General features: G+C 52.6%; 12 protein-coding genes and 2 pseudogenes. 11 read left to right on the top strand and 3 right to left on the bottom strand.

Features of this window, described 5'->3' with window-relative positions; all coding sequences use genetic code 11:
• Positions 1 to 49 precede the first annotated feature (49 nt).
• Together AB4P96_RS16990 and AB4P96_RS16995 are read left to right on the top strand one after the other, a co-directional pair.
• The gene (locus AB4P96_RS16990; RefSeq protein WP_395599832.1) at positions 50 to 1,441 is read left to right on the top strand and encodes an efflux transporter outer membrane subunit; all 1,392 of its coding nucleotides are present in this window, start codon (positions 50 to 52) and stop codon (positions 1,439 to 1,441) included.
• Positions 1,442 to 1,566: 125 nt separating this feature from the next.
• On the top strand, positions 1,567 to 2,196 hold the full coding sequence (locus tag AB4P96_RS16995) for a transcriptional repressor (protein ID WP_395599833.1): 630 nt from the start codon (positions 1,567 to 1,569) through the stop codon (positions 2,194 to 2,196).
• Here the strand turns inward: AB4P96_RS16995 and AB4P96_RS17000 are convergent.
• Positions 2,188 to 3,039 carry a helix-turn-helix transcriptional regulator gene (locus AB4P96_RS17000; RefSeq protein ID WP_122757371.1) on the bottom strand — a complete coding sequence of 284 codons (852 nt, stop codon included), beginning with the start codon at positions 3,037 to 3,039 and terminating at the stop codon, positions 2,188 to 2,190. The genes AB4P96_RS16995 and AB4P96_RS17000 overlap by 9 nt on opposite strands.
• A 517-nt stretch (positions 3,040 to 3,556) precedes the next feature.
• Between AB4P96_RS17000 and AB4P96_RS17005 the strand changes: the two are divergent.
• A pseudogene (locus AB4P96_RS17005) lies at positions 3,557 to 3,718 on the top strand (flavin reductase family protein); the annotation flags it as partial.
• A gap of 50 nt (positions 3,719 to 3,768) precedes the next feature.
• On the opposite strand, the gene AB4P96_RS17010 reads toward AB4P96_RS17005, so the two are convergent.
• Positions 3,769 to 4,893 (bottom strand): IS481 family transposase, encoded by a 1,125-nt coding sequence (locus tag AB4P96_RS17010; protein ID WP_017135449.1) that lies wholly within the window; start codon positions 4,891 to 4,893, stop codon positions 3,769 to 3,771.
• Positions 4,894 to 4,961: 68 nt separating this feature from the next.
• Here AB4P96_RS17010 and AB4P96_RS17015 point away from each other — a divergent pair, with 68 nt between their 5' ends.
• The 4 genes and pseudogenes from AB4P96_RS17015 (at position 4,962) to AB4P96_RS17030 (ending at position 9,421) form a co-directional block, all read left to right on the top strand.
• Positions 4,962 to 5,444, top strand: coding sequence for a flavin reductase family protein (locus tag AB4P96_RS17015; protein WP_395599834.1), 483 nt, complete (start codon positions 4,962 to 4,964; stop codon positions 5,442 to 5,444).
• A 627-nt stretch (positions 5,445 to 6,071) separates the two neighbouring features.
• Positions 6,072 to 6,800, top strand: a complete 729-nt coding sequence (locus AB4P96_RS17020) for an AraC family transcriptional regulator (protein WP_150692494.1) — start codon at positions 6,072 to 6,074, stop codon at positions 6,798 to 6,800.
• 79 nt (positions 6,801 to 6,879) lie between these two features.
• The gene (locus AB4P96_RS17025) at positions 6,880 to 7,824 is read left to right on the top strand and encodes a DMT family transporter (protein ID WP_395599835.1); all 945 of its coding nucleotides are present in this window, start codon (positions 6,880 to 6,882) and stop codon (positions 7,822 to 7,824) included.
• 525 nt (positions 7,825 to 8,349) lie between these two features.
• Positions 8,350 to 9,421, top strand: a pseudogene (locus tag AB4P96_RS17030) (tyrosine-type recombinase/integrase).
• 78 nt (positions 9,422 to 9,499) lie between these two features.
• Here the strand turns inward: AB4P96_RS17030 and AB4P96_RS17035 are convergent.
• Positions 9,500 to 9,811 (bottom strand): helix-turn-helix domain-containing protein, encoded by a 312-nt coding sequence (locus AB4P96_RS17035; protein WP_395599836.1) that lies wholly within the window; start codon positions 9,809 to 9,811, stop codon positions 9,500 to 9,502.
• A gap of 386 nt (positions 9,812 to 10,197) precedes the next feature.
• Here AB4P96_RS17035 and AB4P96_RS17040 point away from each other — a divergent pair, with 386 nt between their 5' ends.
• From AB4P96_RS17040 to AB4P96_RS17055, 4 genes are all read left to right on the top strand, one after another.
• Positions 10,198 to 10,488: a hypothetical protein gene (locus tag AB4P96_RS17040; RefSeq protein WP_186604914.1), complete on the top strand. Its 291-nt coding sequence runs from the start codon at positions 10,198 to 10,200 to the stop codon at positions 10,486 to 10,488.
• A gap of 534 nt (positions 10,489 to 11,022) precedes the next feature.
• On the top strand, positions 11,023 to 12,828 hold the full coding sequence (locus AB4P96_RS17045) for a Mu transposase C-terminal domain-containing protein (RefSeq protein ID WP_395599837.1): 1,806 nt from the start codon (positions 11,023 to 11,025) through the stop codon (positions 12,826 to 12,828).
• Positions 12,829 to 12,833: 5 nt separating this feature from the next.
• Positions 12,834 to 13,727, top strand: a complete 894-nt coding sequence (locus tag AB4P96_RS17050; protein ID WP_395599838.1) for a TniB family NTP-binding protein — start codon at positions 12,834 to 12,836, stop codon at positions 13,725 to 13,727.
• Positions 13,711 to 14,766 (top strand): hypothetical protein, encoded by a 1,056-nt coding sequence (locus tag AB4P96_RS17055; protein ID WP_395599839.1) that lies wholly within the window; start codon positions 13,711 to 13,713, stop codon positions 14,764 to 14,766. Before AB4P96_RS17050 ends, AB4P96_RS17055 begins: the two co-directional genes overlap by 17 nt.
• Positions 14,767 to 14,770 lie beyond the last annotated feature (4 nt).

The following is a 14,770-nucleotide window of genomic DNA, read 5'->3' on the forward strand; positions in this document are numbered from 1 at the left end:
GACGACTGCTTCGCATCCAGCCATGTTTTTCCCTCGGCGTGCTGCCTTAATGGCCATTGCCATTGCGGTGATCACCGCAGGTTGCGCCAGCGGCCCCGACTATCGCGCTCCGGCCACGCCGGAAACCGCGGCAGGCCCCTTCGTCAGCAAACCCGCCGATACGGAGTCCACCGCATCACTGCCGGCGGACTGGTGGAAGCTGTATGACGATCCGGCACTCGACAATCTGGTGCAGGAAGCCCTGTCGGCCAATACCAACCTGCGCGTGACGCTGGCCAACCTCGACCGCGCACGGGCCATCTACAAGGAAGCGCGCGGTGGCCTGTTTCCCTCGACCAACGTGTCGGCGGGCGCAGGCTATGGCCGCGACCAGTCCACGTGGACGGGTACCGGCCAGGCGCCCACACAATGGAGCTACAGCGGTGGCCTCGACGTCTCCTACGAACTCGACCTGTTCGGCCGGGTCAGGCGCGACATCGAGGCCGCACGCGACGACACCGATGCAGTCGCCGCAGCCCATGATGCCGCCAAGGTCGTCGTCGTCGCCGAGACGACACGCGCCTATGTGGACGCCTGCACCTATGGCGAATCCATCGGCGTCGCACACTCGTCCATTGACCTGGCTCAGCGCAGCCTGGATCTGGTCAGCGGCCAGGAACGCGCCGGCTCCGCGTCGCATCTGGATGTGGAACGGGCCGGTGTCACGCTGGCCCAGGCCCGGGCCGCCTTGCCGCCGTTGCAGAGCCAGCGGGATGCCGCGTTGTTCGAGCTGGCCGCGCTGGTGGGCCGCACTCCGTCGCAAGTGCCCGAGTCGGCGCGCGCCTGCACCCAGGCACCTGAGATCGCGGGGGCGCTGCCGATCGGTGATGGCACCGCGCTGCTGCGCCGCCGCCCGGACTTGCGCCAGGCCGAGCGCCAACTGGCCGCCGATACCGCCCGCATCGGCTTGGCCGTTGCCGACCTCTATCCGCGCGTCACGCTGGGCGCCTCCGGCAACTACCTGCGCAACGACTACCTAAAAGGCAATCGCACCTGGTCGTTCTCCTTCGGGCCGCTGATCTCCTGGAGCTTTCCCAACACGATGGTCGCTCGTAGCCGCATCGCACAGGCAAAGGCGCAAAACGCGGCATCGCTGGCCAGCTTCGATGGCGCCGTGCTGAATGCCCTGAAGGAGTCCGAACAATCGTTGAGTGCATACGGCGCCGCGATGCAGCAGCGCGAGGCACTGATCGAAGCGCGCGACCGGGCCGAAAAAGCCTTCCAGTTGGCAGACCAGCGTTACCGCGCCGGGTCTATCAGCTACCTCGACGTGATCGTCGCGCAGACCAGTCTGATCGACACGAAGTCGCAGGTAGCGGTTGCTGACCAGCGCGTAGGTGCCGCGCGGGTCAGCGTGTTCAAGGCGCTTGGCGGCGGATGGGAACAGGCCGCTGCGCAGTAACGCCTACGGACATGGGGCGCAGTGACGGCCCCAACATTGCGCCCATGTCCGAGACCAACGATTAGCCACGCCGCTCCGCATTGTCACAAGCAATCGGATATCCGGCATAGCGAAGGAATACAGAGATGGAACCGCACGATGCCCAACCCCGGATCATTGACCTGATTACATCATTCGGTAGCAAGAACCTGACGTCAGGCAAACACATGATGAAGCACTCCGCAGCAGCCAATCCAGAGGCCGGAGCGCCGACATCGTCTCAGGAACAACGATTGCTGGCGAGCCGACTGCTACCGACGATCGCTCGTACCAGAGTCTTGAACGCGCTGGAGAAGGCGACCCCGAACTGTCTAAATGCCAACCAGATGTCTCGTATCCTCAGCTCGCGATTCGACAGCTTCGCGCCGGGATCGATCTACCGAACGCTGAATGATCTCTGGACCGCTGGGTTGCTGGTTCGCACAGAAGGCACACATGGGCGCGCGTTCTATGCAATCAAACCAGAGGCGCCAAGCGACCAGCACGACACACTGCGATGTCATTGTGGCGCGCGGCTGGTTTTCATTGAAGACCTGGCGTTGCATGAACACCTGCAGTCGCTGGCGTCCGAGGAGGGCTTAGCTCTCGACGAGGAAGTCAGTCTTCACCATCACCACAACGTGTGCGAAATGTCGGCCCCCCTGCAAGGAAGGGCAGCAGACGATGCAGGGCGGTCGGTGGTCCCGGGCCAAGACAGCCTGATCCAATCAGGGTGAGATTTCATCGGGGAGCATGATGCTGGGAACGGAGGCAAGCTCCACGCCACTCATGCGATCCGAGAGGTATCGTGCCGGAGGCTTGCCGACCGCCTTGCGGAACATGGTTATGAAGCCGCTGGCGTTTTCGTAGCCCAGCTCCAATGCCACCGTTTGCACGCTTTCACCCTTGGTCAAATGTTGAAGCGCAAGGATCACATGCAACTGCCGGCGCCAGCGCCCGAAGCTCATTCCAATTTCGTGCAGCAGAAGACGGCTCATGCTTCGCTCGCTCATGCCAATACGAGTAGCCCAATCGGCCTTCGAGGTTTTGTCCTTGGGATCGGCAAGCATCATTTCCGCGAGGCGACGTAATCGGGAGTCGCGCGGCATGGGCAGATGCAGATCTTCCACTGGCGCCGCCACTAACTCATCGAGCAAGGCGGCAATCAGCCGATCTTCCCGTCCCCCCAGCACGTACAATTCAGGAAAGCCTGCCACCTTCAGTAGCAACTCGCGTAGCAATGGTGATACCGAAATCGTGCAACAGACTTTCGGAAGATCCGGTGCGGCGTCTGGTTCGACGAACAGGCAGTAGCATTCCGTCTCACCCGTCCCGCGCGCCGCGTGCGGCAAGTCTCCCGGTATCCATATGGCGCACTGCGGCGGCACGATCCAGACGCCGTCTTCAATTTCGCAATTGAGGATGCCGCGTAGAGAGTAGATCAGCTGCGCCTTGCGGTGCTGATGCCTTGCATTTTCCCAGTCCTTTGTTACTGATGTGGCACTCAAGGCCACGACGGGGCGCGAGACGCTGTCGACGTCCCAAGGCACAATTAGATCGGTGATTGCAATGTTAGACATGTTGTCTCGTAGTGCCTCGGACGGAAAATGAGGCTTTGGCCTAATCGAAAAATACTATGACCAATTTGCTCAATGACGTCTAGCCATTCCGAGGCCTGGATTAGGTCCAGCGGCAGGAAGGGTCTGTTAAAGGTGCTTTAACGAGTGACTGCTTCTGGCCGGTTAACCCACTAATGCGGAATCAACTTGTCAATCTCGCTCACCCGCTGCGTCGGCAAATGCCTCGCTTTCTTGCCGCGGCATGAGGGCACCTAAATATTTTCGACATCGAAAGCTTTTCGTAATTCTCAGTTCTCAAGCTACGAACGAGGAAACGCAGCTCGGCCCACGCATTTTACTAGACTGAATTCCAGCATACCTGACGTACCCATCATTCATGAGGACCACAACTCCCGATATCCTAATGATGAAAAAAACATCTGTTTAACGCAGACAAATGAAAGCTGTCTTACAAAGCTCTGTCGTTCTCATACGAACTAAACAACGATTGCCTTTTGATCAGCAAGGGCCTTTCACAATGAGTACTAACGAGCGCCACAGCTATAGAATTCGCAACGGCCATGGCCTACGCCATGACCCCTTGCCGTCCATTCTGGGACCACGTCCTATTGGTTGGATATCCACCTGCGATGCTGAAGGGCGCCGGAATCTTGCCCCCTATAGTTTTCTAAACATCTTTGTACGGACCGGACACATGGTTGACACATGTGCGGGGACATGGTGGACGCATTATTGACCATAATCAGGCTTACTAATGTCGATTGTTCGCAAAAAGTGATGGCAGAAATAGACGTCGAACAGACCATCGCTTTCTGCGTTCGGGCGGATTGCTATGTGCTGTCCTACCAAGCCTTTTGCGATGCTGAAGTAGCGTTTTTGGAAGCGAAAACGGCTGTGATAAACCTTGGCTAACACGTCGTCTGGTCCGTATTCAAACTCAGGTAGCTTTTGCGGATAAGCCCAAGGACTGCTGCGATAGCGGTCCATGGGCACCTTGTATTCCAGCGCCTGATGAGGACGTTGCAGGTTGTATATTTCACGCCATTGATCGAATGCTGATTGAGCATCCGCTAGCGTAGAAAAGTGACGCCCGTTAAGGACTTCTGCCTTGAGTGATCGATGAAAACGCTCGATTTTCCCATTTGTTTGCGGATGGTAGGGACGACTGAAACTTATCCGAATTCCCAAACGCACCAGCCAAATACTCAACTCTGTGATCTCGCCAGGATTACGCGGTGAGCCCCATGGCGCGCCATTGTCGACGTTGATACGTGCCGGTAAACCGTAAGTTTCAAATACCTCGCTCATCTTCTGTTTTACGGTGGTGCCTCGCTCGTTATCACACGCTTGGATGGCCAGGTTGAACCGCGAATGATCGTCCAGGATGGTCAGGGGGTGGCATCGGCCTTGCTGCATTGCAAAGTGGCCTTTGAAATCCATCTGCCAAAGATCGTTGGGCTCAGGATGTTCAAATCTCAGCCGGGCCTCTGGTTCTTTCTCTGAAGGCTTAATCAAGCTGTGCCGGTGCAGGACATTAGTGACAGTACTGGGAGCAATTCGCTTGTCCAGCATGCTGCTAATTGTGCGTCCGCCCCATGCCGGATGATCTTGGCGAAGTGCAACGACCTCAGCCTCCAGCTCGGCCCGGGTCAGTTTGGGGCTGCTGGCGGGCCTGCGTGACTTCTCTTGCAAACCCGCAGAGCCGCCGGCCTCGTAACGCTTTAGCCACTTGTAGGCGGTTTGCGGACTTATACCAAATCGTCGACACAGCTCTCGCTTATTACTGCCGGGTTTCTTTGCTAAGGAAACAAACTCTTGTTTTAGGCTCATGGCGTCTCTCGTGTTCCAGGGCATGATGGCCTCCCGGCGAAGCTGGCTTCGCCGAGAAGTGTCCACCATGTCCCCGCACACCCGTCAACCATGTGTCCGGTCCGTACAACATCTTCAATTATCACCCGCCGCTGGTTGCCTTCTCCAGCGTGGGTAAAAAGGACAGCGTTCGCAACGCTGAGGCTACCGGTGAGTTTGTCTACAACTTGGCGACCCGACCGCTCGCTGAACGGGTTAACCTGAGCAGTACAGAGCAAATCGGTATTGACGAGTTTGCGTTGACAGAGTTGACGCCGGTCCCTTCGCTTGAAGTCGCAGCACCGCGCGTCATGGAGAGCCCAGTTTCGCTGGAATGTAAAGTCACCCAGGTTCAACAGCTGGTCGGCCTGGATGGTGCTGCTCTGGATACCTGGATGGTCTTTGGAAAAGTGATTGTGGCGCACATCGATCGTGCAAGTCTTCGTGACGGCATCTACGATACCAGCCGAGCACAACATATCTTGCGAGGCGGTGGTCCGGCCGATTACTTCCAGGTTCTACCCGAAGGACTGTTTCACATGACACGGCCCGAGTAGTCACTGGCGAGCCCGCCCCCTTGTAGTCACGCAACGCCCACTAATCACTTTTTCATGCGCCTTCACAGCGGGTTAAAGCCCATGGTCTGACAGCCCACCATCACTCGACAAAACACCTGCGTATTGTCGGGTGATAGACGCGCGCCCTATAGATTCAAAGTCTCGGGCTATGCTGATCGATGAGTTCGCGCAGGACTTCCTTGAGCGCTTCGATCTTCTTTGCCTCGAAAGGAGCAAGAATCTCACGCTCGTGTTTTTCGGCCAGGACAACATTTACCTAAATCGATATACCAAACAGCCAAGCCAGGTATTCGTCCTTTGCGGTATAGCGGGTCCTTGAGGTCAAGCACTTCGACATAAGACAGTTCAGCCATCAGAACCGCTTCTGGCATTCGGCCTTCTATCGATCCATAGTCAGGTTCGTAATGTCTGATGGATAAATATGGTGGGCCAACCTATGATTGCCGAAGTCTAGCTAGCCGTAAGCGTATGGCCAATACAGATTGTGGGATCAACGGTCTGATCCGCAGATGTTAGAATCAGTGGCAAGCCTGACCTGACGCGGGGTCGCACTGGACGTTGTGGAACGTCAATCTTGGATAACCAGACGGGCCGGAAGGTGCAGTAATGTTTCTAAGTCTTGAAGTTCGCAGCTATGAGAGGGAAGACCGTCACCACCACCACGAGCATGCTCAATTGGTACTGCCGATTCGTGGCGAAATGAAAATTGACGTAAACGGTTGCGGCGGCTGCATTGATCAGTCATTGGCAGCGCTTGTGACACCTGGCTCGATCCATTCGCAGCAGACTAACCTCGATAGCCGTTTTTTAGTTTTGGACTGTGCGCCGACGACTTTTGAAACGCTCCAGATCGAGCGTCTTGCTCAGAAAATATATGTGCCCATTTCCCCCGCAACTCGTCGGCTTATAGAGTTCGCTGAGCTAATCGGCAACGCACAATTGTCCATCGCGGCCTCCCAATTGGGGCCTCTGCTTTTGTCGTCCCTAAATCCGGGAATCTCCCGCTTTCCAGACCCCATGAGGCAGTTGATCGCTCGTGTTCAGGCGGATCCTGGAGCGAACTGGAGCAATGAAAGCATGGCTCAAGTAGCAAAAATGAGCATCAGTCAGATGCACCAACGTTTCCGGCTAATGTTCGAGATGAGTCCGCAAGCTTGGTTGACTGATTTACGCCTGCAAGAAGCTCAACGATGGTTGCGTGGAACCTCATTGACCATATCCGAGATTGCCTTGCGTGCCGGCTTTTGCGACCAGGCATCGCTTACCCGTGCAATGCAGCGCGTGAGGGCCACGACCCCGGCGGTTTATCGTAAAACGCAAAAACAGTCTGGGTAAAAAATCCCGTAGTTACCGACAATACTCCCCGAATCAGTTGCTCCAGACTTTACCCATAACGCTTTGGAGCGCGGATGAAATGTTTGCTGATCGATTACTGCTAAACGGCATTGTCTACGGAGTTTGCGCGGGCCTGTGTTGGGGAGTGATCTTCCTCGGCCCCCAGCTCACCCCTGGGCTGAGCGGCCTGCAATTCGCCGTTTTGAGATTTCTCTGCTACGGCGCAATTTCGGTGGCCTTGCTTATGCCCCGCTGGAGGCGCGTTTGCGCCAATCTCACTATCGTCGACTGGAAGTCACTCTTCTGGCTTAGCCTGATTGGGAATCTCATTTACTACACGCTAGTGGGCACCGGTGTGCAGTTGGTTGGGATTGCCACAACGTCTCTGATCGTCGGACTCATTCCGGTGTTCGTCACGCTGGCAGGTCGTCATGACGTCAACGCAATTTCTTTGCGCAAGCTCACTCCCTCGCTGTTCTGCGCTGTGGGCGGGGTCGTACTCATCAGCTGGCACGCACTGATCAACGGCGACAAGCCAGACATACTGACAAACGTCGCCGGAATTCTATGCGCAGCGGGCGCGTTAGTGACATGGAGTTGGTTCGCAGTGAGCAACGCTCGGCGGCTGGTTCAGGTAGCCAGCGTTTCCGCCCATGACTGGGCACTGCTGACAGGGGTCATGACTGGCGCTCAGTCACTGCTTTTGGCGGTACCTGTCCTGGGCAGGCAGGTCGGAACGCATGGCAACTCCGAATGGCTACACTTTGTCATGGTAGCCGGTGGCGTAGCGTTTTTATCTTCGGTTGTGGGTAATGCGTGCTGGAATCAGGCGAGCCGACTTCTACCACTGGCACTAAGCGGACAAGTGCTCGTGATTGAGACGTTAGCGGCGCTGGTTTTTGGATTTCTATGGGAGCATCGGCTGCCCGACTCATATGAAATTGCGGCGATTGCACTTCTGGTCACCGGTGTCGTGTGGTGTCTGAATTGTCATCGCACTCCCCGTCACTCTCCGGCTATTTAACTCGTACAGAGACGCTACAGCAACAAGAATACTGAATACCCCTAGCACCACGTCGCGCAGCGCATCAGCCAGCGGCTGCAACTGAACCCCAGTCATTGGGTCAAGGATGAGCGTGGGATCGCCAGGCCAACTTGCCACGCACATGACGTTCAACGGTAAATACGCCAGACGTTTAGTCCAGCCTCTCACTGACGTCCTCGCCGATACGCTTGGCAGACCCAGCACTAATGCCTGAAGTTGCTCGGTATCCAGTTCCATTCCAGAGCTATGGCGCATGCTAGGTCAGTGGAACTTGCCTTGATTCAACTGGCGCGCCGCCAGCCATATTCCAAAGCCGTCATGTACCAGCACGTTCAAGCGATTTGCGCTCCGGTTGACAGAGTGGGGATTTGGCTTGCGGTCCGGCGATTGAATCAAGGGCGCTTCTTTTGGCCTGGCGTGCGGCACGGATCACCTCAGCGTATATTAAGTCTGATAATAGAGTGTTATCCGGTCTTATTTTTCAATTTATGAAAGTTTAATACGTTGAACGTAATAGATCTTACAGATCAATTGCCCTTGGTTGACACTTCCCCTCTAGACCCACATGTTCTGGCGTTTAACGCCCAAGAGGCCGCAGCGGCGTTTATTGCCGCCGGCACACCGGTCAACACGGTACGCATACTCAGTTACCGTAGCACCCTCGCCTATTGGTCGGCTTGGCTGCAGTTACGGTATGGCCAGACGCTCGGCGATGCGATGCTGCCGGCCACCGCGGCCGTGCAGTTTGTCCTCGATCATCTGGCCCGGCCGTTGGGCGTACCTGCTGCCGCCTGGTATCGACGCGGCACTGGTTGCCGCCCGGGTCAAGGCTAAATTGGGACCGCTGGCGTTTAGTGCGGTCAACCACCGCCTCGCCATTCTGGGCAAATGGCACCGGATCAATGAGTGGGATAGCCCGACCGAAGCGCCCGCACTGAAGACCTTGCTCTGAGAGGCACGTAAAGCTCAGAACGTCAAGGTGTAGCGGTGCGTAAGAAACGAGCGATCGTGCTCGAGCCTTTGCAGGCACTGCTGACCACCAGCGAGGTCAGTGTGCGAGGTATTCGTGATCGAGCCCTGCTGCTGGCTTATAGTGGCGGCGGCCGCCGGCGCTCTGAGGTGGTCGGCCTGCGTATTGGCGATATGCGCCAACTGGATGCCGACACCTGGCTGTGTGCCCTGGGCACGACCAAGACCCATACTGGCGGTGTGCGTCGTGAGAAACCGTTGCGCGGGCCGGCGGCCGCAGCTCTGACCGCTTTGCTGGCAGCAGCGCCCGCCGACTCTGGCCCGCTGTTTCGCCGGCTGTATAAAAGGTGGCAAGGTCGGGACGGCAGGTTTGTCGGCCGACCAGATCGGGCGCATCGCTCAGCGTCGGGCGAAGTTGGCGGGCCTGGACGGCGATTGGGCGGCGCACAGTTTAAGGTCGGGGTTCGTCATCGAAGCCGGGCGCTAAGGCGTACCATTGGACGAAGTTATGGCCATGACCGCACACCGCAGCGTGACCACGGTGATGGGTTATTTTCAGGCGGGACTATTGTTGGATAGTCAAGCCACCAGATTGATGGGGGGGTAACTCGGACATGACAGAAACTCCGTTCCGTTTTGAACGACTGCCTCAACTAACCGCTAGAGACCACTGCCCCTATTTAGCTCAGATTTCCTGCTGCCGCTTCTCAACCTGTTCACCACCTCCCACCTGCACTTCACTCCGCACTTGCGCTAGGAGATTTTCAAGACTCTGACAAGAGTCCAGCATTAGAAAGCTCTCAGCAATCAAAGTGATTGGGTGCACCTCAAGAACGGACGCAAGCTCGACCACCTTTTCCAGCGTTGGACACTTCATGCCGCGCTCTAACGTACTCAGATAGGTTCGACTGCTGACATCAGAGAAATCCTCCTGGGTCAAACCATGTTGCTGCCGGCGCGTTTTTAGGGCGCGGCCGAAGGCTTGTTTCATATTCATTTGTGCAGTTCACAAAAGGAATAATGAAGCCCTCTTCGAATACTTTAGAGCTACAATCTATAGTGTTCATTTTCATCAATTATGGTAAGCAGCTCTAGGCCTACCGAATAACCGAGCTTATGCGGCAATGACTCCCGTCTTCTGTGCAGCCATACCCGAAACATCGCCTAAGCGTGAGCACCTACGCTGCGGGTTCACAGCGTTGCGGCTCACTGTCCCCGATATCATCAGTCAATATGGCCTCAATCGCCCTTCGCAGGCAGGAGCCAAGCGGAAACGACGAAACACCGCGACTCGGGTTAGCATTGAATCCTATAGGGCGACAGCCTATAGTGCGCATTCGCCGATTGCATGTCAGTGGCTAACCGATCTGAAGGAGGAATTAAATGCGCTTCCAAGATGATTTCACCCGTGAAGGTCGATCCCGGAGGGTCAAATCTTTGAACCACTCGGTCGAAATCAAGATGGTGCACTGGCTGGAGCGTTGGCTGCTTGAGGGGAACATGGTGATTTGCAGGAAGTGTGGCGGCTGGCAAAACATTAGGGAATCTGGCGCGCCCTTTCTAGGACTGCATAAAGCCGGGTGCGCGCTGTCCGAACAAGTTTCTCAGGTACCGCTGGGCGAACTCGCAGAAATATTAACTGGTTGGCATTTTATATTGATAGATGACGAATAGTTTTTATAATGAATTACGTATCGACATAAGATATGTCTCAGCATTGCTTCTCATCTGTTGTTCAGTTTTTAGATGGTGTTGCGGTATGCAGACAACCTAATGTCAACACAACCCTCCTTATGATCACTATAGCACTCTCTGATGCGATGTAGCTGCGACCTAGCCGCCATGTAAACCGTCTCGTAATTCATTCTTGGACTTATCTATTTTGTCATAGCTTTTGCTACCCCGCGGCCGCTTAGCCTGACTGACAGCGACGCTGGGCCGCAAGCGTTCCGAGAAATCTGACGAAATGCGTGGCGGAAATTGTCAAGCAGCACTATACATTTGTAAGCACTGTGCTAGAGAGGTCTGGCATTTTTTTCATATCGCAGCCAAGCATGCAATGCGCTAGGCCATAGAAATCTAATTAATTTTACATCGTATAATATTACGAAACTCAAAGAGTCTGGAAACCATCAGCCCAATCACTTGCTCATTCCTGTCTCTAATGACATCTTTAGTTGTCCGTTGACTTTGTCGTTGGAATGAAAAATGAGTGAAAAAATAATAAGCGCAGGCTTAAAAATACTACATGACGGGCAGATTTGGGAAGTCGCTGCGTGGCTGAGTTCCGACATGCTTCAGATCAAGAAATCAAACAGAGAACAAAAAATTATAAGCCCAGATCAAATTGCTGAAGTAATTGATCAGGCACTGTTAGAGAAATCTCTACGAGTAGCAGAACCTGACTTGGCATCATTTTCCGAGAAACAACTTGTGGACGCAGAGCGAAAGTATGATGCGCTTTCCCGATACCTTGATGGCGACCCGAAACTTTCGAGCATTGAAACCCTAGCATTAGAATTAGGCCTCAGCAAATCTTATGTGTACGTTTTATTAAGAAAATTCTGCACTGGCACGTTGGTTTCTTTGGTAAGTGAGCAGCGCGGCCGAAAACGCGGCACCAAACTGCTTCGAATCGAAGTCGAGGAAATTATCAAAGAAGCAATCGATGCAAGTTCCGGCGCGGGCAGTACCGTGCGAGCGATCGGGCGGGAAGTTAGGGAGAGGTGTGAAAACAGAAAACTTCCGGCCCCGTCAATTAGGGCAATTTGTCTTAGGATTAGAGACAGGCCCGAAAGAGAAACCACAAAGCGCATCTTTGGATCAAAGAAGGCGGCGCAAGATCACTCAGTTCGTGGACAAAAAAAACTCACATCCAAACCTTTAGAGTTGGTACAAATAGATCATTGCATCGTGGATGTAGTAATCGTGGATTCAGTGCATCGTAGACCTATAGGTCGCCCATGGCTGACGATTGCAATTGACATTCACACTCGCAGCGTCCTTGGTTTCTATCTAAGTCTCGATCACCCATCCGCCCTCTCCAATGCACTGTGCATGACCCATTGTATTTCCCCAAAAAAACTTTGGCTCACCGAATTAAATCTTTCACACGTTATCTATCCTATGTTTGGTTTACCCAAGTGGATTCATGTCGATAATGGGAAAGATTTCCGATCAAGAGCGTTTGCATACGGATGCAAAGAATACAAGATAAAATTAACCTTTCGCCCTCCTGGCTCCCCACATCATGGCGCTCATATTGAACGTTACATAGGAACGTTGATGCGATCTATGCGTGGAATTATCGGCTCTACCCTTTCCAGCGTTGCCGATAAGAAACGCTATTCAAATCTTAAAGAGCCAGGCATGACCTTTACTGAGCTGCGCGATTGGTTGATTGAACAAATTGGAATTTACCACATGACAGAGCACTCACAGCTGAATTGCTCACCACTCTACAAATGGGAGCAATCATTCAAGCAAACGGATGAAGGTTTTTCCCCGCCGGCCCTAATCATAGACCGAAAGAAATTTTTTATTGATTTTTTACCTTATAGATCAGGCACAATTCAACGCTGCGGAGTTGAAATAAATACAATTCATTATTATTCACACACACTCAAGCGCTACAGCATCAAAAAACGATGCATTATAAAATTCAACCCCGCCTCCATAAAAAATGTATGGGTAAAACCAGAAGGCGATGATGAGTATATCGAGTGTGCATACGCAGATCTGAGTTTGCCTGACAGTTCTCTTGCGGAATATAAAGCAGCCAGGAAGAATCTTTCTAACCGTAGTCGGGAGCGGATTCCACCCAGCGTCGTATTCGCCGCGATACAACGCAATGAACAGCGAGTGTCCAGCGCCGCGAGACTCACTAGTAAAGAACGGCGCGCTCAAGAAAAGAAAAGACAGAAAGGGAACGCACCCCACAAATTAGAGGATGCCACAAAATGCATCAGTAAAATTGACTACAGTCGGCCACCAAAAATTTATGACGTGGAGTGACCATAATGGAAGACAACCTTTCGCACTTAAGCCAGACTTGTAAAATACTAATGAGTGGGTCTGATGCAGCTCGAATTGATTTTATCCATAATGATCGGTGGATCAATCACGAAATCGGTTCCCAGATTCGAAAAAAAATTAACTCGTCATTATTTTTACCGCGAAACTCTCAGGCTATATGTATGCTAATTATTGGGATTGGGGGCGCCGGAAAATCGAGCTTGCTTGATCGCGTGATCAAAGATTGCGATTCGTGGGCCCAGCGTCACGGTGTACCATTACCCTATCTGCAATTAACGCTCCCTCCGGAACCTACACTAAAGACCACCATAAACGCGTTATGTGAAAGGTTTGACCTGACTACGTCTTACGCGGCAAAAGGCAGCCTGCCGATACAGTTTCAATTCCTTCTAAAAACCAAAAAAATTAGGGGGCTTTTCATCGACGAATTCAATCATGTACTGGCAGCAAATAGAATAGAAGTAAGAAAACTTCTCAATTTCTTCAAAAATTTATCAGGCCCACCTTGGTCCCTCGATTTAATTGCTTTCGGAACCAATGAGGCGATGCATGCTGTAAAAATGGACATACAGCTATCCAGTCGATTCCAAATATTTGAAATCCCACTCTGGTCTGCAGATGAAGAATTTCGAGCCTTCCTCGCCACATATGAAAAATACTTACCTCTGGCTATGCCATCTAATCTGGCTTCGCGAGAGATCGTAACGTATCTGACGAAGAACCTTGACCCAACCACCCGAAACATTATCAATCGCTTAAAGTGGGCAGCTATGACAGCCGTGGTTGAAGGGGCGGAATGCATTACCTTGGACATCTTGGATCGTTCGAACACATTGCCTGACTTACTATCGGTCTACGAAAATGAATCAGATATTTAGCGGAATACTTCGTCCATTACCCGGTGAGATTTTCAGTTCATGGTTGTTAAGGGGGGTCAAGAGCGGCGATAAAAAATTAACTATAGCCGCCAGCATTTTAGAGCATTACGAAATCCATGATCCCGATGTTGACCAAATGAATAAAGCAATTGATTTGCTGTCTAAGCCTCTTGCATGCAGCAGAAAAGTTCTTCTTCATTTATTCCCAGCTCCATTTCTTTGGTTGCCACATCAGAGCCATCGAACAAAGTATTGTGCGTCTTGTATAGCCCAAGATTTTTCAACCGGACATCTCGCATACCGAACACTTTGGCTGCACCGATGGATGGTTGGATGCCCTTTTCATTTACATCCACTGTCATTCGTCGAACACCCTGTCACTAGTACTAATCAAACACTTGAATTAGGACTTTTAGCTGTCGCATCAGAAAATACTCACTGGGGGAAATTTACGTTTCGAGATGTGTTGCGAGCGTCCTCTATCCGGCCAGAATTGGGTTGTTTTCTGATAGCTTTATATTTTCAACGATGGTTGATATCAAATTTCAAAGGAGAATTATGTGTGTTGCCGAATGGGCAACGCGTTAAACAAGTGCATTTCCTTCAAATCCTAGAAGCTGCGTCATTAACATTGCTTGACCCGTATCACCAAGATATTTCATATACGAACTCATCTGCTACAAATAGTTTTTCTAGAAAGCCATTCGTACTAGAAATCCAAACTGGCACGAGGAAAATCGCGACTCATGATTTGGCACGTTACGATCCCCTACACATATCTACCCTCTTTGCCATCGCCGGTTTATTTTTTCAAATACCTGCCTGCGTCACAATATGGAAAACGTTGAGGAAAAATCCGATATATCAACCTTCGCTGCAGCAAGTATTTTTCTTGGAAGAAAAGAATAAACTTGATTCTAAAATAATCGACATGCTGCGCTCTCAGTGCAATCCATTCGTATACTTGGTGGAGGAATGGATTAGCAGACCTGGAGTTGAGAAATTAAGACCCCGCCCATTTTTATTTATGCAAAGATAACTTA

This window comes from Pseudomonas sp. B19125, assembly GCF_044218855.1.
GTDB classification, from domain to species: domain Bacteria; phylum Pseudomonadota; class Gammaproteobacteria; order Pseudomonadales; family Pseudomonadaceae; genus Aquipseudomonas; species Aquipseudomonas edaphica.